Source organism: Acinetobacter sp. AG3 (assembly GCF_022343575.1).
Classification (GTDB): domain Bacteria; phylum Pseudomonadota; class Gammaproteobacteria; order Pseudomonadales; family Moraxellaceae; genus Acinetobacter; species Acinetobacter guillouiae.
On the sequence record NZ_JAKQZD010000001.1, the window covers coordinates 2009069 to 2031149 of the forward strand.

General features: G+C 35.0%; 25 protein-coding genes. 14 read left to right on the forward strand and 11 right to left on the reverse strand.

The features are described from left to right. Nucleotides 1-96 precede the first annotated feature (96 nt). Nucleotides 97-1299: a crosslink repair DNA glycosylase YcaQ family protein gene (locus tag L3V46_RS09285; RefSeq protein WP_239045497.1), complete on the reverse strand. Its 1203-nt coding sequence runs from the start codon at nt 1297-1299 to the stop codon at nt 97-99. 107 nt (nt 1300-1406) lie between these two features. After that, on the reverse strand, nt 1407-1946 hold the full coding sequence (umuD, locus tag L3V46_RS09290; RefSeq protein ID WP_151802384.1) for a translesion error-prone DNA polymerase V autoproteolytic subunit: 540 nt from the start codon (nt 1944-1946) through the stop codon (nt 1407-1409). A gap of 137 nt (nt 1947-2083) precedes the next feature. Here umuD and L3V46_RS09295 point away from each other — a divergent pair, with 137 nt between their 5' ends. The 3 genes from L3V46_RS09295 (at nt 2084) to hpaR (ending at nt 3932) form a co-directional block, all read left to right on the forward strand. After that, on the forward strand, nt 2084-2422 hold the full coding sequence (locus tag L3V46_RS09295) for a hypothetical protein (RefSeq protein ID WP_151957464.1): 339 nt from the start codon (nt 2084-2086) through the stop codon (nt 2420-2422). A 19-nt stretch (nt 2423-2441) separates the two neighbouring features. Next, complete coding sequence (locus tag L3V46_RS09300; protein ID WP_239045498.1) at nt 2442-2822, forward strand: hypothetical protein; 381 nt, start codon at nt 2442-2444, stop codon at nt 2820-2822. Between the two features lie 678 nt (nt 2823-3500). Further along, complete coding sequence (gene hpaR, locus L3V46_RS09305) at nt 3501-3932, forward strand: homoprotocatechuate degradation operon regulator HpaR (RefSeq protein WP_004821962.1); 432 nt, start codon at nt 3501-3503, stop codon at nt 3930-3932. A 137-nt stretch (nt 3933-4069) separates the two neighbouring features. Here the strand turns inward: hpaR and dsbG are convergent, their stop codons facing one another. The 5 genes from dsbG to L3V46_RS09330 form a co-directional block, all read right to left on the reverse strand. Then, a complete protein-coding gene (dsbG, locus tag L3V46_RS09310) occupies nt 4070-4819 on the reverse strand; it encodes a thiol:disulfide interchange protein DsbG (RefSeq protein ID WP_239045499.1) in 750 nt (249 codons plus the stop codon). Between the two features lie 57 nt (nt 4820-4876). Beyond that, on the reverse strand, nt 4877-5707 hold the full coding sequence (locus L3V46_RS09315) for a TlpA disulfide reductase family protein (protein ID WP_239045500.1): 831 nt from the start codon (nt 5705-5707) through the stop codon (nt 4877-4879). Nucleotides 5708-5718: 11 nt separating this feature from the next. Then, on the reverse strand, nt 5719-7749 hold the full coding sequence (dsbD, locus tag L3V46_RS09320; RefSeq protein WP_239045501.1) for a protein-disulfide reductase DsbD: 2031 nt from the start codon (nt 7747-7749) through the stop codon (nt 5719-5721). A 68-nt stretch (nt 7750-7817) separates the two neighbouring features. Further along, nucleotides 7818-8273, reverse strand: a complete 456-nt coding sequence (locus L3V46_RS09325; RefSeq protein ID WP_034615556.1) for a hypothetical protein — start codon at nt 8271-8273, stop codon at nt 7818-7820. A 27-nt stretch (nt 8274-8300) separates the two neighbouring features. Further along, nucleotides 8301-8543: a hypothetical protein gene (locus L3V46_RS09330; RefSeq protein ID WP_227504254.1), complete on the reverse strand. Its 243-nt coding sequence runs from the start codon at nt 8541-8543 to the stop codon at nt 8301-8303. Between the two features lie 205 nt (nt 8544-8748). Between L3V46_RS09330 and pepN the strand changes: the two genes are divergently transcribed. Next, the gene (pepN, locus tag L3V46_RS09335) at nt 8749-11358 is read left to right on the forward strand and encodes an aminopeptidase N (protein ID WP_239045502.1); all 2610 of its coding nucleotides are present in this window, start codon (nt 8749-8751) and stop codon (nt 11356-11358) included. 114 nt (nt 11359-11472) lie between these two features. Here the strand turns inward: pepN and xseB are convergent, their stop codons facing one another. Continuing rightward, on the reverse strand, nt 11473-11667 hold the full coding sequence (gene xseB / locus L3V46_RS09340) for an exodeoxyribonuclease VII small subunit (protein ID WP_034615548.1): 195 nt from the start codon (nt 11665-11667) through the stop codon (nt 11473-11475). Then, a complete protein-coding gene (gene xseA, locus L3V46_RS09345) occupies nt 11660-12922 on the reverse strand; it encodes an exodeoxyribonuclease VII large subunit (RefSeq protein WP_239045503.1) in 1263 nt (420 codons plus the stop codon). The genes xseB and xseA overlap by 8 nt, the downstream gene beginning before the upstream one ends. Nucleotides 12923-13010: 88 nt before the next feature. Here xseA and L3V46_RS09350 point away from each other — a divergent pair, with 88 nt between their 5' ends. Together L3V46_RS09350 and L3V46_RS09355 are read left to right on the forward strand one after the other, a co-directional pair. Beyond that, nucleotides 13011-13337 (forward strand): hypothetical protein, encoded by a 327-nt coding sequence (locus L3V46_RS09350; RefSeq protein WP_239045504.1) that lies wholly within the window; start codon nt 13011-13013, stop codon nt 13335-13337. An 80-nt stretch (nt 13338-13417) separates the two neighbouring features. After that, nucleotides 13418-13819 (forward strand): hypothetical protein, encoded by a 402-nt coding sequence (locus tag L3V46_RS09355; RefSeq protein WP_239045505.1) that lies wholly within the window; start codon nt 13418-13420, stop codon nt 13817-13819. Between the two features lie 93 nt (nt 13820-13912). Here L3V46_RS09355 and L3V46_RS09360 read toward each other — a convergent pair whose 3' ends face one another. Continuing rightward, entirely contained in the window at nt 13913-14377 is a 465-nt protein-coding gene (locus L3V46_RS09360; RefSeq protein WP_239045506.1) for a DoxX family protein, read from the reverse strand. A gap of 210 nt (nt 14378-14587) precedes the next feature. Between L3V46_RS09360 and L3V46_RS22845 the strand changes: the two genes are divergently transcribed. The 3 genes from L3V46_RS22845 to L3V46_RS09370 all read left to right on the forward strand — a co-directional run bounded on the left by L3V46_RS22845 (nt 14588) and on the right by L3V46_RS09370 (nt 17292). After that, entirely contained in the window at nt 14588-14713 is a 126-nt protein-coding gene (locus L3V46_RS22845; RefSeq protein ID WP_004821939.1) for a hypothetical protein, read from the forward strand. A 560-nt stretch (nt 14714-15273) separates the two neighbouring features. Beyond that, nucleotides 15274-15654 carry an NADPH-dependent 7-cyano-7-deazaguanine reductase gene (locus L3V46_RS09365; protein WP_239045507.1) on the forward strand — a complete coding sequence of 127 codons (381 nt, stop codon included), beginning with the start codon at nt 15274-15276 and terminating at the stop codon, nt 15652-15654. A gap of 411 nt (nt 15655-16065) precedes the next feature. After that, nucleotides 16066-17292 (forward strand): acetamidase/formamidase family protein, encoded by a 1227-nt coding sequence (locus tag L3V46_RS09370; protein WP_209826047.1) that lies wholly within the window; start codon nt 16066-16068, stop codon nt 17290-17292. A gap of 554 nt (nt 17293-17846) precedes the next feature. On the opposite strand, the gene L3V46_RS09375 is transcribed toward L3V46_RS09370, so the two are convergent. Further along, nucleotides 17847-18128 carry a hypothetical protein gene (locus L3V46_RS09375; RefSeq protein WP_004821930.1) on the reverse strand — a complete coding sequence of 94 codons (282 nt, stop codon included), beginning with the start codon at nt 18126-18128 and terminating at the stop codon, nt 17847-17849. 339 nt (nt 18129-18467) lie between these two features. Between L3V46_RS09375 and L3V46_RS09380 the strand changes: the two genes are divergently transcribed. The 5 genes from L3V46_RS09380 (at nt 18468) to L3V46_RS09400 (ending at nt 21954) form a co-directional block, all read left to right on the forward strand. Further along, nucleotides 18468-18683 (forward strand): hypothetical protein, encoded by a 216-nt coding sequence (locus L3V46_RS09380; RefSeq protein ID WP_239045508.1) that lies wholly within the window; start codon nt 18468-18470, stop codon nt 18681-18683. 132 nt (nt 18684-18815) lie between these two features. Beyond that, a complete protein-coding gene (locus L3V46_RS09385) occupies nt 18816-19811 on the forward strand; it encodes an alpha/beta hydrolase (RefSeq protein WP_239045509.1) in 996 nt (331 codons plus the stop codon). 77 nt (nt 19812-19888) lie between these two features. Continuing rightward, the gene (locus tag L3V46_RS09390) at nt 19889-20113 is read left to right on the forward strand and encodes a hypothetical protein (RefSeq protein ID WP_004719860.1); all 225 of its coding nucleotides are present in this window, start codon (nt 19889-19891) and stop codon (nt 20111-20113) included. 900 nt (nt 20114-21013) lie between these two features. Further along, nucleotides 21014-21358, forward strand: coding sequence for an SMR family transporter (locus tag L3V46_RS09395; RefSeq protein ID WP_239045510.1), 345 nt, complete (start codon nt 21014-21016; stop codon nt 21356-21358). 29 nt (nt 21359-21387) lie between these two features. After that, on the forward strand, nt 21388-21954 hold the full coding sequence (locus tag L3V46_RS09400) for a TetR/AcrR family transcriptional regulator (RefSeq protein ID WP_239045511.1): 567 nt from the start codon (nt 21388-21390) through the stop codon (nt 21952-21954). Nucleotides 21955-22081 lie beyond the last annotated feature (127 nt).

Sequence of the window (22081 nt, forward strand, 5' to 3'; positions counted from 1 at the left end):
CAAAACGCCTCAACTTAGGCGTTTTGTCATTTTAGCTATTTTGAATTTTAAGCTTCTTCATTTTTAAGTGTCTTGATTTTAAGCTTACGTTGTCGATTACTTAAATCGTTTATTGCTTTCATCAAGAATTTTATGAAGACCTTCATTTATATTTATACATTGATTAAATTGGGCAAAATGGCGTATTTCAGTGTTTAGTGCGCTAAAGAAATGCGCCGCGTCTGCAATAGTATGATTAAGATGTTGCGGTTCAAGATGTAGGCTGATGACTTCAAATTGATTTTTTGCCCGATGTGCTTTGCAATCTATACGTCCGACAATTTGATCCCCATATAAAATAGGTAAACAAAAATAACCAAATATACGTTTAGGTGGTGTCACATAACATTCCAAACGATAATCAAATTTAAACAGGGTATTTAAACGTTCACGATGTATTACCAGATTGTCAAAAGGAGAGAGAATTTTTACTTTTAACTCAATATTCGGGATCTGTTCTAAGGCATCGGTTTTGATATAAAGATTTTGACTCTCTTTGTCACTATTGCCGAATTGAGCTAAAGTGGTGATCACACCTGCATCTAATTGTTCATTGACGATGTCACGCATTGCCTCACGAATCTTTTGCCCAACTTTTAAATGCAACAATTGCTTCCATGCAAACACGCCATGTGCACGGAGCGTGGTATTGAACAAGTAGCGGGCATATTCCTCTAGTGTAGGAACACTCAGATCAAGATGACTTGGGATACAATATTCGGTCAGTTGATAGACTTTTTCCATACCATTACGTTCAGAAATCATCAAATCGCCTTGCATAAACAATTGCTCAATCGAACGACGCGCTAAACTTGAGTTCCACCAGCCCCCCGAATTTTGTTTATTGCCTTGTTCAATGTTGCGTAATCGAATACTGCCTTCAGCTTTCGCCCGGGCTAGAATCTCATTCATAAAAGCTTGATCACCGCGATTAAAATAACGATGCTCACCATTTCTAATCGATGTCATATGAGGAAGTGCATAGCGATAATCTTGCATTGGTAAATAAGATGCTGCATGAAACCAATATTCAAAAATATGCTGCTGTTTGACCAGTTGATTTAAGTGACTTTGCTGATAATCTGGAACACGGCTCCATAAAATATGGTGGTGGGCACGTTCTACCACAGAAATTGTATCAATCTGAACATAGCCAAGATGTTCAATCGCATGGCGTGTTCCAGATAATCCTGTACCAAAGGAAGCAGGTGAAATTAGGCCTTGATGAGAGAGTGCTAGACGTCTTAATGATTCAATCATAACAATTATTTTTTTAACCTATTTTTAGTGAGTCTTGGTTGCCATGTGGGTATCGCAAATGAAGCTTGAAGATGATTGGCACAAACAAAGGCTATGCCGTTCAATGATCATTTTAATTTTTTAAGAATACAAGTAACGACACCCCAAATCATAATTTGTTCTTCACTGTGTGGATGAATATCTGGAAAATCAGGATTTTCTGCTTTGAGCCAAATATCATAAATTCCTGTAGATACTTTAACTTGCATAAAGCGTTTGACTGTAAATTCATTGTTGATTAATGCCAAAACAACATCGCCGTGTTCAGCCTCTAGGCTACGGTCAATTAAAATTTCATCTCCAATTTCAATACCTGCATTTTTCATTGATAAGGAGTTAACTTTTAACATAAAGGTTGCAATAGGGTTATGAATTAAGTGTTCATTTAAATCAATTTTCTTTTCAGTATAGTCTTGAGCGGGTGATGGAAAACCTGCTGCAACGGTTTCCAAAGGATAGGGAATACAGATGTTGCTACGAAATTCAATTGTACGTAAATCTTGCTTTGAGATAGGCTCGATAATAGAAATAAGAGAATTGATTGTCTTAAAATTTTCTCTTACAGAGCGATCACTTAACTTCGATGGCGGAGTCAAATTTGGCGGCATCACGATTCACCTTGAAAATGTAACATAATCAAGTTTAACAAAATAAACGCGTGATGCAAGATTCTTTTGGTGAATTGATTGTGATTGTCAAACTGTCAGCTTACAATTTAACAAAATCCAATCGCTCGGAAATGTACATGTTGCAAGATTTTGTAGAAGAACAGAAATTAGTGTGTGAAGAATTTGACTCTCGATATATCAAAGTCAATGAAACGGATCTCGTGGCTATCGCTAAGCAAACCTTAAATAAAGAACCGATCGTGGGTTTGCGTAAACAGCCAGATGCTGAAAACGTGTCATGGTTTATTTATGGTGGTGAGTTGGAAGAGGGGGAAGATTTTTTTGATGTGATCAGTGTAAAAGAGCTTGAAGAAGTTTTTCCTGATGCGATCCCTTATCTGGCTTTGGAACAAGGCTTTAGATTTATGATAGATGCTGATGAATACGAAGATGTATGGAAAGCAGATATTTTATAAATAAAAGGTTTGCTTCAGCATGATCTATAGATTTATTTTGAGCCTCTGCAGTATTGTTCTGAGTAGTGGATTGAGCACGCAAAGTTTTGCTGAATCATCCACGCAAAAACTCACCCAAGAACAGTATGATCAACGTATTCAAACCTATACTGATCAAGTCAATGCAACTAAACATATCTTGGATGAAGCGCATAGCACGATCACTGCGATTGAACAGCATCAAGCATTTTGTTCACGTTTAGATGCTTATCAAGCGATTGCTAGGATTTCGAAAGAAAATTTAGAACTTGATACGGCCAATATGATGTTGGTGATCGCCAATAATTTTTTAGATCGACAAAAGCAAAGTATTGAGCAGTCTGGAATGACGCTTGAGCGATTTTGTTCGATTAAGAAATAAACAAAATGTCATTTAAGCCTTATTTTAGTCAGAAAATGATATTTAATTGGCTGAAAATGATAAGTTGTTTTTAAAAAAATGATCAATAATAGACGAATTAAAGCAGTACAAGATTTGATTTTCCCTGGTCTGTATTTTGTGTGGCTTTAAGCGTCAATCGTATGATTGACGCACCCTAAACTCGCTTAATTGCGAGTTTTTTAATGCATTTTTTTATGGATTTTATTTACCTGAATATCGGAAAAAGACAGCAAGACGATTAAAAAGAAAATAACCACTCAAAAAAGAAACAGAAAAATCAACCAGCATTCGTTTTTGCGCAGAATTTTAAAAAGAATAGCAGGGTAATTCAAGATCGTGGATAAAGCCAAACAGGCTGAAGCACTTGAACAAAAGTTGAAAATTTTGCTATATACTACAATCATATAAATAAAGTGAGTCATTCATTTTATTGATGATTTTTTATGATATGCAACAAGCATTGCCACAATATTTTTATTTTGCGCAGATGTTGTTACTGTAAGATTGTTCGCATGAGCAGCATAAATTTTTTATTATCATTTTGTCGTCAAGAAAATATGGATTTGTATGAATTCACTGATCAGTCAAATCGTGAGGCTATGTATTGAATAAATTCTTTAATTAATCTCTCTATAAATTTTTATTTAAAGGATTTTTATGAAACCGATTCGCGTATCGCCATCTCTGACTTTAGCTTTGTTACAAGCGCGAGAAGCTACAATGATGCATTTTAGACCGATTTTAAATGAAATGGGTTTGACTGAGCAGCAATGGCGTGTGATTTCTGTACTTTATCAATATGATGAACTTGAAAATAACCACTTGGCTGATTTGGCATGTATTTTAAGACCCAGTTTAACGGGGATTTTAAATCGTATGCTTGATCAAAATCTGATTAAGAAACGAAAAGATCTACATGATCAACGAGTGAGCTTGATTCAGCTGAGCGATGAAGGTAAAAGATACTTTGAGACGCAAGCGGTGAAAATGGAAGAAAGCTATACAGATATTCAAACACAATATGGTGCAGAGAAAATCCAGCAGCTTATGGAATTGTTAAACGATCTCTCTAAAATAAAACCACGATAAATTTTAAATTATCAGATTTCAAGTGAAACAATGGTTTAAGAGTTAAAATAAAACTGCATGTCACTCAATTCATTTTAAATATGCAAAACACCCTAATCAAAAATGAGTGGGTTTTAATCACTCATTTTTATCATTGCTTAATCAAATAACTTTTTAATGTCTTTCGGTGCGCCTTGCTGGCTTTGAATTTCACCTTTTGTATCTTTCCATACCATTGCAGGAGTAGCATAAAAACCGTATTTATCCATCAGTTTGGTATTTTCATCTAACTTTTCAGATAACGGCTTAGGAATGCTTTTCATTTCCACCAGTTTATTCTTACCGTTGCTTAAATTGTATTGTTTGAAAATTTCTGCAGGATTGGCATTGTTTAAAATCGTTGCGGCTTGTCCTTTGCTGCTTGGGCGAATGACCCCAACCATAATATGACGTAATTGAACTTTTCCTGAATCTACAAAGGGACGTGCTTGTTGCCAGAAGGTATGGCAGTAAGGGCAGTTTGGATCATTAAACACATAAACGACTTTTGGCGCATTGCGATCGCCGTCTTGAATCCAACTTGATTTTTCTAGGCTTTTCCAAATTTCATCTAATACCGCACCTTTAACATGGGTGTTAATCGCTTCTTCGGTTAAATTTTTTCCTGAAGCATTAAATAGGTCACCAACGATATAGTGCTTTTGATCTTTTGAAATAAAGATTGTCGATGGATATTCATCTTTATAGCCCGTCCAACCTTCTAAACCCTCGGGTGCATCTATTTGCTTAACAAAGTTATAACCTTCTTCTTCCAATTTATTTTTAAGGAAATTTGCATCAGCAGCAAACAAAGAGCCACTTAACACCAAACCAAGCGAATAAATACCGAGTGTTTTTAAATCAATCATCAAGATGACTCCTAAGGTTAAAAGCAATAATTCTTTAATCAATGCCAATGAAATAGATTATTCCGAAACTATCCTTTGAACTTTTTGGTGAAGCGCTGCATGGGTAAGTTCCCCCATATGTGTATCGATTAATTTGCCTTGTGCATTAAAAAATAAAGTGCTGGGTAAGCCAAACATTCCCATTTTTTGTGCCGTTACACCGTCAAAGTCCAGTAGAACCCAATGCAAATTAAGTTTGTGTTGTTGCAAATACGTTTGCACCGTTTTGGCGTCTTCATTCTGATTAATAAAGACAAATTGCACATTGGGGTATCGTTGTTGAGCATCATTTAACACCGGCATTTCACGTCTGCAAGGCGGACACCAACTGGCCCAAAGATTAATTACGGTGGGTTTACCGAGGAACTGAGTCAGCTCAACATGCTCTTGTTGAAGATTCACTAAATTGACTTGAGGAAATTGTTGGTATTGCAATTGTACCTGTTGATAGAAATATTGGCCTGAAATGAAAAACAGGGCAAAAGCTGCAAAGCATAGTGCAATAAAGCTTTTCTTTAGAGATCGATTTTTCCAAACCATCCATAGGCCAGCGCAAGCAATTCCCACATAAAGATGAAAACCTTTATCTTGAATCTTAAATATTTCAATTGGATGCTCTAAATAAACATCTAAATTGAGTAAGACAAACCCCAGTCGTGCAGATAACAAGCCAACCAAGAATGCAGACCAAATCGAGTCTTTAAACGTAGCCCATTGTAAATTTGAAATGCTAAAATATTGAAAGCTAAACTTTCCAATTACCACACTCATCAGTATCGCAAGCATGAGGATGGTTAATCCCCATGGCAACATAATCGGTCCTAAATGAATTGCTTGTGCAGTGATCATGGAGAGTTTGCTTAACGTCCTGTGTGTATTTTTTCAGTTTGTTGAATAAGTTGTGGTGCTGAGAAGGTACCTGTAAAGCGCAATTCACGGATTTCTTGTGCATTGCTATTTAAAAACAGCATGGTTGGTGGACCTAAAATTTCACGTTGTTTTAAAATGATGTCTTGTGAGGCGTTGTATTCGGTTAAGTCTAATTGGATAAGCGTGAAGTTTTTCAATGCCTCTTGTACATCGGTACGTGGGAATACCTCTTTTTCAATCGGTTGACACGCCACACACCAGTCTGCATAGACATCAATAATGATGGGTTTGCCTTGCTGTTTTGCATTGACCAAAGCCTGTTCTAATAGTTCAGCGGTGGTCACTTTGTTCCAAACTAAATGTTCTGTTTGGCTATGTTGAATTTGATAAGCAGAATAACTTTGTTGAATATTCAAAAAACCAGCCATTAAACTGGCTATTGCGATAATGGCAAGAATAACTTTATTAACCGTTTTTTCACTGTCACGTAGAGCAATAAAGAGATAGATTGCCAATGCAATACACAGCAAGGCAAAAATTGCAGCATAGACAGTCGAAGGCAGCATAGGGCGAATAAAGTACAATGCAACCATCAGCATAATAAAGCCAAAACTGACTTTAATCCGATCCATCCATTTACCTGGTTTTGGTAATAATTTAGAACCAAATACACTGGCGATAAATAAAGGTAAACCGATACCTAGACCGAGAATAAATAAGTACAAGCCACCTAATACAGCACTTTGAGTTTGTGAAACAAATAGTAATGCGCCAGCAAGTGGGGCACTCATACAAGGGCCAACAATAAGTGCTGATAATGCACCCATAACCACAGCACCGAGCACTGTCCCAGCTTTTTGATTATTTTGCAGATGACTCAATTTATTGGTGATGAATTGAGGTAAGTTTAATTGATATAAACCAAATAAATTTAAAGCTAATACAACAAATAAAACTGCAAATAATGAAACGATCCAAGGGCTTTGGAACCAACGTTGAAAGCTATAACCAATTTCAGCAACCACAATCCCCATAATGGCGTAAACCACTGCCATACTCACTACAAAGCACAAGGCAATCACAACAGCTTTATAACCTTTCGCGCGCTGAATGATGATGCCAGAGAGAATTGGAATAAGTGGCAGCGAACAGGGTAAAAACGCCAGTAAAATACCTAAACCGAAAAACACCAATAAATTTAGAAACAGAGAGTCTTTAGACAATAGTTTGAAGAATGATTGATCATCATTCCATTGTAATGACGATGTATTGTTTTTAGTGCCCGTATTGCTGTTTAAATCAGCAGAATTTTCCGTATCTGTAATTGCATTGCTACTTGCAACAGAAGCATTGGGGTCGATTAGATGTGCAGTGTTATCTGCTTTATTGACAGTTTTTTGTCCAAGCTGAGTGGTTTGATCATCCAATACTTTGTTTGGAACTGGTTCTTCAGCAGTTGAATTGGCTTTAGTTTCAGCGTTTTCTTTGAGCTTTTTATCTTGAGCTGGGACAGTAGCAGGCTGATTGAGTAATGTGCTATTTGAATTATTATTGAATAGGTGCTTAGACGATGTATTGCTTTGTGGTAATAAGCCATCTGCATCAGTTGCAATAGTTTTCCTTTGTAATGGATAACATAAGCCATCCGCAGAACAACCCTGATACATCACTAAATATTGTGAATTTGGTTTGACTTGAATCTGTGTAGTCACATTTTCATAATGAACTTCTGTTTTCCCAAAGGTTGGATCATCTTTGATATGACCTTTTGGGAGACTTAAAGGTACAGCTTTATTGTTGACTGTTACTTTAAATTGATCATGATAAAGGTAATAGTGAGGTGCAACTGTCCATTTCAATTGTGCTTTATTTTCTGAAATTGATTCAGCAGAGAATTGAAAAGCTTGATCTGGGGGGAGAAACTCAGGATTTGCGTGGCTGATGGTACTTAGACTCAACAAAGTAAAACCACATACACTGAGCAAGGTTCGCAACTTCATAATTCCATATCTTTGTTTCATTTACAGCCATTATCCATAATTTCAGATAAAGAAGGCATTATTCTAAGTTTTTCTTTGTAAAAATACCGTTAAAAGCATTTAACCCCATTTTGCTTAAGTTTTTGAAAAATTTGTCCATCATTAGGATAGAGTCTGTCGAATTGGGTCATTTTCTTGGTTTTTTTGCTGGTGTAATTGACATTGTAAAGCACAGCACCTTGATAAACGATTTCATAAGTTCCTGTTTCTTTCTGATTGATTATTTCTTTATAGAAATCGTGAAATTCACTTGGTCTACCTTGTGCTGTATCAACAGCATCATAGTGGGTAAACTTTAACGAGATTTTTTTCATATAAGGATAATATTGAACTGTTTTGACTTTTGGAAATTCTTCCTCAGAAATAAGCAGAAGGTTCGGGGCTGTTGACAATTCGTCTATGTTGTTTTGACTTTCTTTAAAGCAAAAATATGGGGCAGTTTGCTTTGCATAAACAGGCAAAGAGAGAAGACTCATTATAGTTATAAATAGCCTAAGCGATTTCATATATTTTCCTCAAAGTTTTCCTTGTCATTATTCATAGATTTTTGCAGCCATTAAAATATCTGCAAAAATTTTCCATGGGATGCACTCTGGTTGTGGCTGTTGGGTATTGGCATAAAAACCCTCCATATCTTCCACCCAATTGTGCATTGCTGCTAAAAAGCTTTGCAGATCTTTATTTTCCCATTGTTGAATATTTTCAAGATGATCTTGTTTGAGATTATCTAAAAATGTTAAAAAATCTTGTTTGCTTTTTATTGCATTAATTTTCATAAGCATCATTTCTAATTTACAGGATAAATTGTTGTATAAATATAGGCCATCTCGCACGTTTTTTGCATTCCAACAATTGAAATTAATTTCAACTAGACCCATATAGAAATTAATCAACAGTACAGAACAGACACTTTGTGAAATTTGATTGATGATCAAGCTCACGATAACAAGTCGAAGCTCAACAATAGGATTAGGACATCATATGAATATCGCGGCAAACCCAGTAGTTGAAGCAGATCAAACTATATATCTAAAAGATTATCAAAAACCTTCATATGTTGTAGATTCAATCAATCTCGATATCCAAGTTTATGATGACCATACCAATGTAAACAGCAAATTAGTCATGAAACGCCAAGCAGCAGGAGATATGGTATTGCTTGGACGCGATCTTGAGCTTAAATCAATTTCTATTAATGGTAAGCAGCTTACTGAAAGTGAGTATAAGCTTGATTCTGAGCAATTGGTGATTGCCAATGCACCAGATGAAGCCATCGTTGAAACATCTGTGGTCATTCATCCTGAAACCAATACACAACTCGAAGGATTATATCTTGCGGGGAGTGATTTATTTGTCACTCAAAATGAGCCAGAAGGTTTCCGTAAAATTACGTTCTATCCTGACCGTCCAGATGTCTTATCTGTGTTTACCACTCGTGTAGAAGCCGATAACAAATATCCTGTGCTTTTGGCAAATGGTAACTTGATTGAAGCGGGTAAAACTGGTGATGAGCGCCATTATACCATTTGGGAAGATCCAACCAAAAAACCAGCTTATTTATTTGCCTGTGTGATTGGTGATTTAGCAGTTTTAAAAGACCGTTATACCACTTCAGAAGGTCGTGATGTGGCTTTAGAAATCTATGCAGAAGAAAAAGATATCCCAAAATGTCATATTGCGATGGAAGCGTTAAAGCATTCTATGCGTTGGGATGAAGAACATTATGGGCGTGCATACGATCTAGACAATTATATGATTGTGGCAACCAGTCAGTTCAATATGGGTGCAATGGAAAATAAAGGTTTAAATATTTTCAATACATCATGTGTGCTTGCTGATGAAGAATATACCACTGATGCCGCAATCATGCGTGTACAGTCTGTGATTGCTCATGAATATTTCCATAACTGGACAGGTAACCGTATTACTTGCCGTGATTGGTTCCAATTGTGTTTAAAAGAGGGCTTAACAGTTTTCCGTGATCAGTCTTTTTCAGAAGATTTACAATCGGCTGCAGTACAACGTATTGACGATGTTGCTGTGCTTAAAGCGCATCAATTTCCAGAAGATGCAGGTCCATTATCGCATCCTCCACGTCCAGATCATTTTGTAGAAATCAACAATTTCTATACCGCGACAGTGTATGAGAAAGGTGCGGAAATTAACCGCATGATGTCAACTTTATTGGGCAAGGAAAAATTCCGTAAGGGTACCGATGAATATTTTCAACGTCATGATGGTCAAGCGGTCACTGTTGAAGATTGGGTTGCTGCCTTAACTGCGGGTTCAGGTGTCGATTTGTCTGCATTTTTAATCTGGTATAACCAACCAGGAACGCCAAAGCTTGAAGCGAAAGGTGAATATGATGCGAGTACTCAAACTTATCGTTTAAGCTTTAAACAAAGTTTAAAACCCCATCCTAAATATCCAAATTTAAAAGCTGTACCTATTCCTGTGGCTTTAGCATTGTTTAATGCAGAAACAGGTGAGCAGTACACCTTGCATTCTGAGGCTTTATTTGAGAATGGGGTAAAAGATGGGGTGTATTTGTTTGATCAAACAGAAGCAAGTATTGAATTTACAGGTGTGACCGAAAAGCCTGTAGCATCTTTATTACGTAATTTCTCAGCACCGGTAAATCTTGAATTTAACTATTCAGATGAAGAACTTGCCTTCTTATTACAATATGAAACCAATGGTTTTAACCAGTGGCAAGCCACACAGACTTTGCTTGAGCGTATTTTGCTTAATGGTCATGATGCTCAAATTTATGTAGATGCAATTAAACAGACCTTACCAAATGTAATTGAAAAAGATCCGCTATTGGCGTCACGCTTATTTGATGTACCAAGTGAAGGTTATTTGGGTAGTCGCATTGATCAAGATTATAATCCTTTGATTGTAAATGAAGCACGTGAAGCCTTGTTGAATCAATTGGCTAAAGTCTTGGGTGACTTTGTTAAAGAAACATATGTATCACTTGATCCAGATTCACAAAATGAATTTTCACAAGCAATGGGTGTTCGTGCTCTGAAAAATATCATGTTGAGTTTTATGGCGCGTCAGGGGGATACCGCAGTATTTGATTTGGCTTATGCACAGTATGAAAATTCTGTGAATATGTCTGAGCGACTTGGGGCACTTAAAGTATTGGTATGGAATGATGCTCCACAAGCAAAAGCAGCCTTAGCGGACTTCTATAAGCGCTTTAAGGATGAAGCATTGTCATTAGATCAATGGTTTATGATTCAAGCAGCGCATCCGAAAGCAACGGCTGAAACAATTCAGTATTTAACGTCACATGCTGATTATGATTTAGGTACTCCTAACCGTATTCGTTCAGTGAGTGGTGGTTTAAATGCCAATCCTGTCAATGCATGGAGTTTTGGTGTTCAGCATTTTGTCGATTTGGCGAAGTATTTGGATGAGAAGAATCCAATTGTTGGCTCTCGTTTACTCCAAGTCCTTACACGCTGGTATACATTAGCTGAACCACAACGAAGTGAAGTAAAAGCCGCACTTGAAGGATTAAAATCTCAAGTGAAATCAAAAAATGTCAGTGAAACCTTAAATAGTATGTTAAGTGTTTAATTACTAATAATTTTTTATTTAATTATATTTGTAGTGCTATTTCTCTTATTGTTATAGGAGAAATAGCATGTTTAGGAGTTATAAAGTTATTGAACATTTAGATTGATTATCTATCTATTCTTTAAAAGTCTCATTTAGAGCCTGTTGCACAGCATCTACACGTGACTTACAGGCTTTATATGCAGACATGGATTCTTCCACAATCTTCATCAAATTATCAATATCAGGTTCTTCTTGAGATTCTAATAATTCTGCATTTTTCTTTAGAACGTCATAACCTTCTTTAAATGTTAAATCTTGTTTAGCCATTGCTTAATACCTGTGTCACATTTGCGTTGATCGTACCATCCAATAACTCTACTTGGATGTGATCAGTTGAAATTTGTTGAATAGAACGAATGGCTTTACCATCACTACGGACAATAGCATAACCTTTGGCCATGACATGACGTGGATTTTGCAAAAGCGTTTCACGCATGAGTGATTCAACTTGATTGGATGCCAATTTAATCAGTTGCTGTGCCAAATACTGAACAGTACCTTTCATCAAATCTAAGCTTTTATTTGCTTCATTGATCTGCCCTTGAGAAAGCGTTTTAATGACTTTGATGTACTGATCATTCTGGCTTTGATAAGCTGTGATTTGATGCTGAGATAACAGTTTAATCTTATGTAGAGAATCTAGCACATCTTGAGTGCGCTCTACGATTAGATTTCGAATACCTCCAATCACTTTACTCGGTGTATCAAAAGAACGGTTCGCCACTTCATCTAAAATAGTTCTATCTTTTTCATGGCCTATACCTACCCAGATTGGAACAGAGCGTTTGCAGAGTAGCGCAGCGAGATTGTAGTCATTGAGATAGGCTAGATCATTGACTGCACCTCCACCACGAATAATCACAATAAGATCTGGTGGTGTACTGAGGTCTTTCGCCCATTGTCGTAATGCATTTGCTAAAGCTTCAGAAATACTTGTAGCCGCAGTGTTCCCCTGAAACGTTGCCGTATGATAGACAAAATGACAAACCCCAGCTTGATCGAGAGCGTCTGCATCTTTCTTAAAGTCACCCAAGCCAGCAGCATTTTCAGGAGCAATAACGAGGACATTTTGAATATCAAATGGGGCAGGGAGTAATTTATTTTTATTCAGTAAACCTTCGCTGGTCAGTCTTTCTAAAATTTGTTGATAACGCCGTGCGATATCACCTAGGGTATAACTTGAATCTATTGCTTCAATATTGACTGAAAAGCCATATTGGGGACTAAATACAGCTTTCACTTTAATCAGTACATTGAGATCGCGAGAGAGTTCAACACCACTTTCACGTTCAAATTTTAATACCATTTTGGCAGCAGAGAATTTCCAGATTGTTGCCTTACAACTGGCAATGACTTTATCTGAATCTTCTTCCTTTTCTGCAAGTTCTAAGTAGTAGTGGCCGCCCTTGATACTTAGATTTCTAATCTCAGCTTTTACCCATATTGGTTCATCAAAAGTTACACGTATAACTTCTTGAACAGTTGCAAGGTATTCACTTAAGGAAAACTGTAGGTCAGACATACAAAGGCAATTACGGTAAATTTATCTAAAATAGTATATAACATGGTGGCTCAAGGCGGTGAAGATATGTTGATCTTATACATCGGATATGGCATATTTTTATGATGTAGACGGGCGTTATAAACATCTACTTAAACCAAATTATTTTTTAGCCTTTAAAGTAAAAACACAAGTGAAATCATTAATATTTATTAGCTTTTTTTTCTTGGTATCTTGTACCAGTTATGATTTAGAAAGTAATCATGCGCATTGTATGGGATATGGAGCAGATGTCAGTAACATTACATCAACAATGAGTGATTATGATCGCTTTAGATATCAGAGTCAGAATGGGATGAGTATGCTTAACAGCAATACACTCTCACCGAAGATGCGAACCGATTGTTATAAAGTTGACCCAAAACAAACCAAATAACTGAAAGGCTCATCAATGGATGGGCTTTAATTTTATGTAAGCTAAATTTATTTTATAGAGCATTCAAAAAATTATAAATTATGAAAAAAATCCTTTTTTTATTTCTTTTATGGATATCACAGCTTTGTTATGCAGATCCAATAATGCCAATTTTTGATAAAAAATTAAATATAGAGAAATTCAAAGAATATTTTGATCGTGATCATACTCGGTATCTTGGAAATGATAAATTAATCGCAGAACGAGAAACAGATTTAGATCAACCTAAATATAAAGTTATTGTTACTAGAATAATATTTGGTAGAGAATATGAGCTTCAAAATTATATCAAAATGATTGGTTATCACGACTGCGAAGCTAGAAAAATTTTCTTGTATGCGGGATATTATGATTACAATGCAGATCTTATTGAAACTTATAGAACTGTGACTAAATTTCCACAGGGTAGTAAGTTGATTGAAGATGCTTGTTTAGATAAATAAACTTTAAAATTTCATTTAAAGAGAAATTCTCATAAATCATAATCAACTGATATATTATTTTAATAACCCACTTCCCCAAAAAGTGGCTATTTTCTAAAAGTATTTTTTGAAAAAAAGTTTATCTAGAGTGAAAGAATCTGGCCTGTTTGTAAAAATAAAAAGTAAAATGAAAATATAAAGCAAATCATGGATATAGAAAAACCAGCTTATCCAAGTGATCAAATTAAGGCCTGGTGGAATTGTATAAATACCAACGGTTACGAGTGCAACAAAGCAAATAAAGATCAATATAAGGCTGGTTAACTGAGTAAATAATCCTATGGTTAGCAATAGCCCGAATACAAATTCAAATAAAGAAACAATGATAGCTGTCACTTCTGGAAAAGGTATACCTGCCGAAACAATCGTTTCCAACATGATTTGTTGATTTTTCTCTACAAATAATTTGTTATAACCCGTTGTAAAGAAAAATAAACCGATCGAAATTCTGGCTAATATTAAGGCGAAGTGACTAAATTTTGGCGAATTAAATGGATTTTTAAAGAGAAAACCAAACATGTGTCTATGATTCTGAAAATTAAAAAATATCTTAATAATCTGAGTAGATTTTTTAAATGTAAGCATTGTTGGTGAGTGTATATAATTTGTCATCTATACTGATTTAAAACTTTGCTAAGGCTGTGGGAAATGTTACGCAAGTTTCACAAAATACACATCAAGAAGTCCATACTTTTATATGGTGTATTTTTAGGCAAAACTGAGCGAAGTATGAAAATATTTTCAATTTTAAGTTTAGCTATGTTGATCGGCTTAACAGCGTGTCAAAAAAGAGATACAGATACACAAAAGCAAGATCAAACAACAACGCCACATTCAGTCGATAAGGACAGTTAACCCAACGCCCACTGATACAGTGGGCTGATTGATATAATAGGTTGGCGAAATCATGTTTATGCTAAGACGCTTAAAGCGTCTTTTTTATTGTAAAGATAAAGTCTTGTTTGAGATTAGACAAATATTTTACAGATAAGTTTTTGACTATTTAAACTCTATTTCACAATTAAAAGATATCGAAAAGTGGGGGAGTTATTAATTTTAAAGCAAAGTTTTATTTGGATTTTTTATATCTAATTCAAGTAATTTTTAGGCTTCCTCTATAAGAAATCATACTGTAGGCATAAGCTAAGATAGCCGAGTAATTTTCTTTAATGATTTAAAACCGTCTCGTCCTAATCGGCAATGACAGCACTTATCTAGGCTTAATACATCTTATCCATTGATCAAAAAATAAAACTAAATATTTAAATTAAAACAAAATTCAAGCTTAAAGTGTATAAGGTTCTAAGTGATTGTTATAATTTGTGTAGGCAACAAGTAGTTATTCGCAATAAGTGGTTGGATTGCTCTAAAGCGCTATGTTAGAACTTAACTTCCATATTTATTCGAGATTAAACATGAAAAAATTATTATTAATTTCATCTTTTTTAGCTGTTGTTTTTGTTGCTGGGTGTAGTGCAAAAGACAAAGATAAAGCGACATCTCCTGATAATGAGGTAAGTAGTAGTGCCGTTGCTGTTGATACAAATGAGTCAGCTGAAAAAACGGTAAAATATGAAACCGCTGATAAGAAACAATTTACACTTAAGACCAGTGATAATTTTGTTACAGCGACATTAACGGATAGCGATGGAAATAACTATTCATTGAAAGAAGTATCTGCTGGAAGCGGTATGCGTTTAGAAGGTGACAATGGTGTTTCAATTCATTCTAAAGGCGATGAAGGAACCATTGAACTTGCTAAAGATAAATCTTTTACAGTAAAAGAAGTTAAATAGAATTATGATGTAAATAGCCCCACCATTTGGTGGGGTTTTTTATTCGTAGTTCATCAATCAAAAAATATCGTAATGAGTGAATTATATTGGTGTTAAAAGTTTTTACTCCCTTTGAGAGAAGGCTAGGATGAGGGGGAGTTTGCTGGCTTATCGCCCTAAAAGGACTTATGAAAGAAGCCGAATAGGTTGAGAGAAAACTGTACACATTAAAATTAAGTACTTTAAAACCCATTCAAAAATAAGATATTTACGGGCATTTCATTATTTATGCACTTGAATAGACCGACTAATTGTAAACAATTGGCGCAATAGCTATTGAAATGAACAGATTAAAGTAATTTTACCGTGGCATGAAATTTGCTGAAAACACCTTTGCAATATTTTTATTTTTCAATTATTAAAGGTATTTTTATGTTTAAGCACACGGTTCTTTCACTGTTTATTTTCAGTGCTATCAGTACTTCAGTCGTTCATGCTGAAAGTTTTAATGTTCTTAAGCAATTATCCAATAAGCCGGTTCAATTAAAAGACGGTGAATACAAAGGCAATTATTATGTACCTTCGACTTTAAACACGATTACTTGGGGTTACTTACCGAATAAAGATGCCAAGCCTGTGATTTCTGTTCCGTCGGGGAGTGTGGTAACTTTTGATACAGTTTCACATGAAGGTTTACTTGAAGATCAAGGGCGGGATGCGGAAAAATTCTTTAAATCAAAAGGGGTGAAAGATGAATACATTTTAGATGAAGCAAAAAATATTACAAAATCTTCTCTAAAACATGATTTTCATAAAGATGGACCTCATATTGTGACTGGCCCAATTGAGATTCAAGGTGCACAAGCTGGTGATATTTTAAAAGTAGAAGTCATTAAAGTAGAGCCTCGCGTTCCCTATGGCGTCATTTCAAATCGTCATGGTAAAGGTGCTTTAGTGGGCGAATTTCCTAAAAGACCTCAACAAGAAAATGCTTCGGCTGAACATCCTGAGCGATATGGAAACGTTTCAGTGTTTACCCCAATAGAAAAAAATGCCAAGGGTGAATATGAGGGGGTACTAAAAACACAATCAGGTAAATCGATTCGTTTCCCACTAAGTCCGTTTATGGGCATTATGGGGGTCGCACCGAATACATCACAGCCAGTTCATTCAGTACCACCAGCGATGTATGGTGGTAATATTGATATAAATGAGTTAGGTGCTGGATCAACTGCATATTACCCAGTACAAGTGCCGGGTGCATTGTTCTATACCGGTGATAGTCATTTTGCCCAAGGTGATGGCGAAGTTGCATTAACTGCATTAGAAGCTTCAGCAAGAGCAACATTCAAATTCACTTTATTAAAAACAGGCAAAGATAAGATCCCGGGTAAAGAAATCGTACAGCCATTAGCAGAGAATGCTGAATTTTGGATTACACCAGGATTAGATGAAGATTTAGACGAAGCAATGAAAAAATCTACACGTGAAGCGATTCGTTTTTTAAATCAAGAATATGGTATTGATGAAGCGATTGCTTATGCTTATCTAAGCGCTGCTACCGATTTTGAAGTATCGCAAGTGGTCGATAAGACCAAGGGGATCCATGCAAAAATACGTAAAGCTGACTTTAAAGAGTTTGTTGAAGACGCTAAGTAAAACTAAAGCTGCTTAGGGTCTGTTGACATTTCATAAATGGCTTGCGAAGGATTGTGGTTAAAATTATCTCAGCCTTCGTTATGAAACTCGAAAATAGTCTCGCTATTCTCTTCGTTTCATGCCTTGCCTGCTCAATTTTAACCTACTTCGGGACTAGCGTGTTTTTTGCCGCTACGTGTTACCTTGCGAAACGATGTTTCTCATTATTTAGAATGACTAAATTTCGTATTTCGCGCCTAGTATCGCCTAAAAAACACACGTAGTCGCAAACGTAGACGAATTGTCAACAGACCCTAATTAAATATCCTTGGAAGTGAGGTCGTGTATTCAACTTTCAAGGATTTATCATTATCTTTGAAATGATATAAAGCTATAATCTTTTCGTCTTTCTTAGTGTTGATTGTTTTCCTGCAATTTATTCATTTATGTTTTCAAACGATATTTAGTCGTTTGTTATCGTGGCTTTCGATATGTGACATCAATGCTAAAGCGCTTCAAACATGAAAAATCATGTTTATTTAAGCCTTAGTTATAGCAATTTAGCGGAATGAGCTTTAGACACGAATCATACTTTTACTGTTTATATCCTCCATCCAGTCATTTAAATCCAAATCATTGGTAAATGAATGTTCACCATCAATCTTAAAGACTAACAAAGAGTCATGAATGCTAATAATACTCGCTAAATGCTGGCGAATGATGTTGGCTTCATAGTTGGTATTGATCAGCCAAGTGGAAGGGTTCACCCGAATCGAAGCATCGTAGTCACAGATAAGCTTATGGACTTCATCATAATGATGTGCTTGTGATGAGTTTAGAATAATCAAATAATTCATATTAACAACCTCCATAAAAGAGATTTCGATAAAATAACTTTTATTATGAAATGTGATAAGTATCACGATTTATTCAATCTAACACCAAAGCAATTTGATCAATTAAAAAAATGTCAGACAATCTAAAGCTGAATTTTGATGATGTGTTAGTTTTTTATTATTGTATTGTTCAAGAAAATTCTTAGTGGATATTCCTTTTGTTACATAATAAACAGCCAAAAATTTTAAATATTGGCTAAATTGAAGTATGATTAAGTTTAAAATATTTAAACAATAAGCTCATCAAAAGATGGGCTTTTTTATCTTACTCTCTCTGTGTTATAAAGTTTGAGGCTTAAAATGCTGGTTAAAATAGAAGATGGTTTTTACCTAAATTCACTGCATATTATCGCGATACATGTTTCTAAAGATATGATTACGCAAAATTTTTCTATAACTATAGAATATACACCACACAATCAAAATGCCAATGGTCTATATCATAAAAAGTGCCAGACGAAAGCTGAAGCGGATTTATTTTTGCAAACTCTACATCAACAAATCGCGCAAATATAAATTAAAATTTTTTTAGTTATTTTTGCATTGAAATTAAAAGAAAAGGAATTCATTTTTTAAGCTATATTAGGCTCACAATTGAATGTATCGATAATGTGAAAATCACAATGATTGAACATTTTTGAGGTCAAAATGCATAAACTGAAAATTCTTATTTGTACACTTTCACTATTCACACTGTCTGCCTGCCAAAATGTGCAAAAAAATAACAAAATCATTGCCAAGGCATTTGATACTTCAACACATTTTCAACGCTATCTGATGGATAAACATGCGCCAGAGAATGTCATTGTTACCCATAATATAACTTACCAAGAACAACCAAAACTCAGTTTAGATCTCTATCAGCCAATAGATATTCAACAATTTGAAAAACGCCCAACAGTGATCTGGATTCATGGTGGTGGTTGGATTTCAGGTGCTAAAGATAATGCAAGAGGATATTTTAAACTGCTTGCAGCACAAGGTTATAATGTTGTTTCTGTGCAATACCAATTTGCACCGCAAGCAATTTATCCAACGCAGTTGTATCAAATCAATAATGCACTGCGATTTATCCAGCAAAATGCAAAACAATACCATATAGATGCTGATCAATTATTTTTAGCAGGGGATTCGGCTGGGGCCAATTTGGCCAGTCATTATGCAGCGCTTCTCACTAACCCAAATTTTGCCAAAGAATCTGGATTTACAGCCTCGATTCAAGCTTCACAACTTAAGGGTTTAATTCTGCATTGCGGAATTTATGATATGAATGCCTTTATCAATACAGCACCAGATGAAATCAAACTGATTGAATGGGGGGTAAATAACCTTGTTCAAGCTTATACAGGTAATCAAAAAGACAATCCTGAATATTTAAAACGTTTATCACCTATACAACATCTTACCAAGGATTATCCGCCTGTATTTATCAGTGGAGGGAATAAAGATTTTCTCACAGATACGCAGTCCATTCCTTTTGTAAAAGCGTTGCAAGAAAAGCAAATCCCTGTTCAAGCTATTTTCTACCCGGAATCAAAAGAATGGTTGGTCCATGAATATCAATTTTTCTTGGGCAAAAAGGCGAGTCAGCAAACGTTTGATCAAACTATTTTGTTTTTGAAGAAAAATGTTGATTCAAAATAAACTCAAAAAATAATGATTTAAACTGAATTGTCATAAAAGCATGTTATAAAAAATAAAATTGTAGCGAGAAATGAAAGATGGAAATCAGTGTAAAGCAAATCAACAAGCGTATAGATGAATTTCAAGAATCAAGTAAGAAAGCATCAACTTTAGAAATTGGCTATAAAACCTATGCCAAGTTAATGAATGAAGATAAATTTGCAGATGCCCTCAAGAAAGATCCCAATAACACAATGGTTCGTTACTATAAAGATATAAAAATTAAATTGGTCACAGAAAAACACCATTTTGAGGTGAAATAAGCTTTTTAATAAGTAGAATAACAATTTTTAAAATTTACAACTCAAGGAATGAGTGTAAATTTTTTTATCATTTTGCATGAGAAAAAGTAATATATCTTTTAAACACTTAGTTGATCCTATAGTGATCACTTTTTGCCTTATACACTTAAAATTTAATATACATAAAGCATTGCTATGCGCGCTTATTGTTAAACACAACTTGTAACACTTCTATCTAAATCCTTCATTTTTTATTCATTTTATTTGAAGAGTGTATCTAAATATTTCATTTTTTTGATTTTTTTATCATATGTTTAAAACATTAAAAACATAGTTTGTTAAGATAATTTAATCAATTCGGGTGATTTTTTATCAACGGAGTTTGATGTTTATTCTTGTGATATAGGTATCAAAACCTACAGAATAACTGAATAAAAACAACTATATGATAATATTTATCATTTGGAATGGCTCATTTTAATATCTATTTGTGCTGTAAAAGTAGACGTTTAGACTCATTTTTTAAGTGTTTTTTAATTTAAGCAGACTTAATGATCTTACAAATTGTGACAAGATATATTAAAATAGATTTTGGTTTATTTTGTGACGAAAATAATGGAAATTTTAAACTTTATAAAGAGTTTCAACACGGTAAACACGTATTTAATTTTGGCGGTCATTGCCTTGTTGTTTATAATTTCATTTTTCTATTTTATTCATCCTACCTGATTAAGTAGAAAATTGAAGAAAAAAGGTGAGTATCATATTGATAACTCGCCTTTTTTTATAAAATAATTTTTATCAAAGTGAAATTGCTTATTACTCATCAAATTTAATGGCTGAGATTACAAATCGCTAAAGATTGTATTGTAAATTGAATTTATATAACATACCAACCAAATGGTATCTTTTGATGAGTTTATGAATTCTACACTTTTTGCCTATAGTTTATTGGCGGTCGCTATCATCGCTGAAGTAACAGGTTCAACATTCTTAGTGAAATCGCAAGGCTTCACAAAGTTAGTCCCAAGTTTACTGGTGGTATTTTTTTATGTGATTTCTTTTTATTTACTGTCTCAAGTGATTAAAACGATTCCATTAGGTATTGCTTATGCAATTTGGGCTGGTGTCGGTATTATCCTGACTGCTTTGGTGGGTTACTTCATTTTCAAACAAAGCTTAGACTTTGCTGCAATTGCAGGCATTGGATTAATTATTTCAGGTGTATTGGTGATTAACTTATTTTCAACATCAGCAGGACATTGATAAATGCACGAAGCAGGTAAGATTTGAGTATGGATAAAATTGTAGAAAATGCTTATCAACGTAAAAAAGATCCTGAAGGTGTTAAAAAATTAATTTTAGCCAACACGATGAGTTTAGTTGCTGAACACGGTGTAAATGGCGTGTCGATTCAAAGTATTGCAACACGTTCAGGTGTAACGAAAGGTGGTGTATTTCATCATTTTGCCAATAAACAAGTTTTGATTGAGGCCATGTTGGAAGAATTAATCCAACAACTGGACCAGCAAGTCAGTCTAGCAATTGAACAAGATCCAGTCACTTATGGCTGTTTTACACGTGCATATATTGCTGTCACCTTAAGTTCTTCATTTGGGGTCAACACGGTATGGAGTGCTTTAAGCATGACATTGATGACTGATAAATCTTATAGTGAGAAGTGGGATCAATGGCTGACACGGCGATTGTCTCAACATGCTGAAACGGATGATTCTGCCACATTAAAAATATTACGTTATGCAGCGGATGGGGCATGGTTTGTAGAAAGTCTCTCCCCAAAAATGCAGGATGATTATGAGGAAATTAAACAGCAATTGTTATTAAGGACTTATCCTGAATAGTGATTCATTTGCTCAGATTTTTAAGCAAAACCAATAGCTGCAAACTAAAATAACGTTCCTAAATAAAAAAAACCAAGTCAAATGATATTGACTTGGAATGGAAAACTTTCTTTAAACTGGGTTAAAT

Coding starts and splice junctions, on each gene's coding strand:
- L3V46_RS09285 (WP_239045497.1), bottom strand. CDS start 1,299: ATGATTGAATCATTAAGACGTCTAGCACTCTCTCATCAAGGCCTAATT.
- umuD (WP_151802384.1), bottom strand. CDS start 1,946: ATGCCGCCAAATTTGACTCCGCCATCGAAGTTAAGTGATCGCTCTGTA.
- L3V46_RS09295 (WP_151957464.1), top strand. CDS start 2,084: ATGTTGCAAGATTTTGTAGAAGAACAGAAATTAGTGTGTGAAGAATTT.
- L3V46_RS09300 (WP_239045498.1), top strand. CDS start 2,442: ATGATCTATAGATTTATTTTGAGCCTCTGCAGTATTGTTCTGAGTAGT.
- hpaR (WP_004821962.1), top strand. CDS start 3,501: ATGAAACCGATTCGCGTATCGCCATCTCTGACTTTAGCTTTGTTACAA.
- dsbG (WP_239045499.1), bottom strand. CDS start 4,819: ATGATTGATTTAAAAACACTCGGTATTTATTCGCTTGGTTTGGTGTTA.
- L3V46_RS09315 (WP_239045500.1), bottom strand. CDS start 5,707: ATGATCACTGCACAAGCAATTCATTTAGGACCGATTATGTTGCCATGG.
- dsbD (WP_239045501.1), bottom strand. CDS start 7,749: ATGAAACAAAGATATGGAATTATGAAGTTGCGAACCTTGCTCAGTGTA.
- L3V46_RS09325 (WP_034615556.1), bottom strand. CDS start 8,273: ATGAAATCGCTTAGGCTATTTATAACTATAATGAGTCTTCTCTCTTTG.
- L3V46_RS09330 (WP_227504254.1), bottom strand. CDS start 8,543: ATGAAAATTAATGCAATAAAAAGCAAACAAGATTTTTTAACATTTTTA.
- pepN (WP_239045502.1), top strand. CDS start 8,749: ATGAATATCGCGGCAAACCCAGTAGTTGAAGCAGATCAAACTATATAT.
- xseB (WP_034615548.1), bottom strand. CDS start 11,667: ATGGCTAAACAAGATTTAACATTTAAAGAAGGTTATGACGTTCTAAAG.
- xseA (WP_239045503.1), bottom strand. CDS start 12,922: ATGTCTGACCTACAGTTTTCCTTAAGTGAATACCTTGCAACTGTTCAA.
- L3V46_RS09350 (WP_239045504.1), top strand. CDS start 13,011: ATGGCATATTTTTATGATGTAGACGGGCGTTATAAACATCTACTTAAA.
- L3V46_RS09355 (WP_239045505.1), top strand. CDS start 13,418: ATGAAAAAAATCCTTTTTTTATTTCTTTTATGGATATCACAGCTTTGT.
- L3V46_RS09360 (WP_239045506.1), bottom strand. CDS start 14,377: ATGTTTGGTTTTCTCTTTAAAAATCCATTTAATTCGCCAAAATTTAGT.
- L3V46_RS22845 (WP_004821939.1), top strand. CDS start 14,588: ATGAAAATATTTTCAATTTTAAGTTTAGCTATGTTGATCGGCTTAACA.
- L3V46_RS09365 (WP_239045507.1), top strand. CDS start 15,274: ATGAAAAAATTATTATTAATTTCATCTTTTTTAGCTGTTGTTTTTGTT.
- L3V46_RS09370 (WP_209826047.1), top strand. CDS start 16,066: ATGTTTAAGCACACGGTTCTTTCACTGTTTATTTTCAGTGCTATCAGT.
- L3V46_RS09375 (WP_004821930.1), bottom strand. CDS start 18,128: ATGAATTATTTGATTATTCTAAACTCATCACAAGCACATCATTATGAT.
- L3V46_RS09380 (WP_239045508.1), top strand. CDS start 18,468: ATGCTGGTTAAAATAGAAGATGGTTTTTACCTAAATTCACTGCATATT.
- L3V46_RS09385 (WP_239045509.1), top strand. CDS start 18,816: ATGCATAAACTGAAAATTCTTATTTGTACACTTTCACTATTCACACTG.
- L3V46_RS09390 (WP_004719860.1), top strand. CDS start 19,889: ATGGAAATCAGTGTAAAGCAAATCAACAAGCGTATAGATGAATTTCAA.
- L3V46_RS09395 (WP_239045510.1), top strand. CDS start 21,014: ATGAATTCTACACTTTTTGCCTATAGTTTATTGGCGGTCGCTATCATC.
- L3V46_RS09400 (WP_239045511.1), top strand. CDS start 21,388: ATGGATAAAATTGTAGAAAATGCTTATCAACGTAAAAAAGATCCTGAA.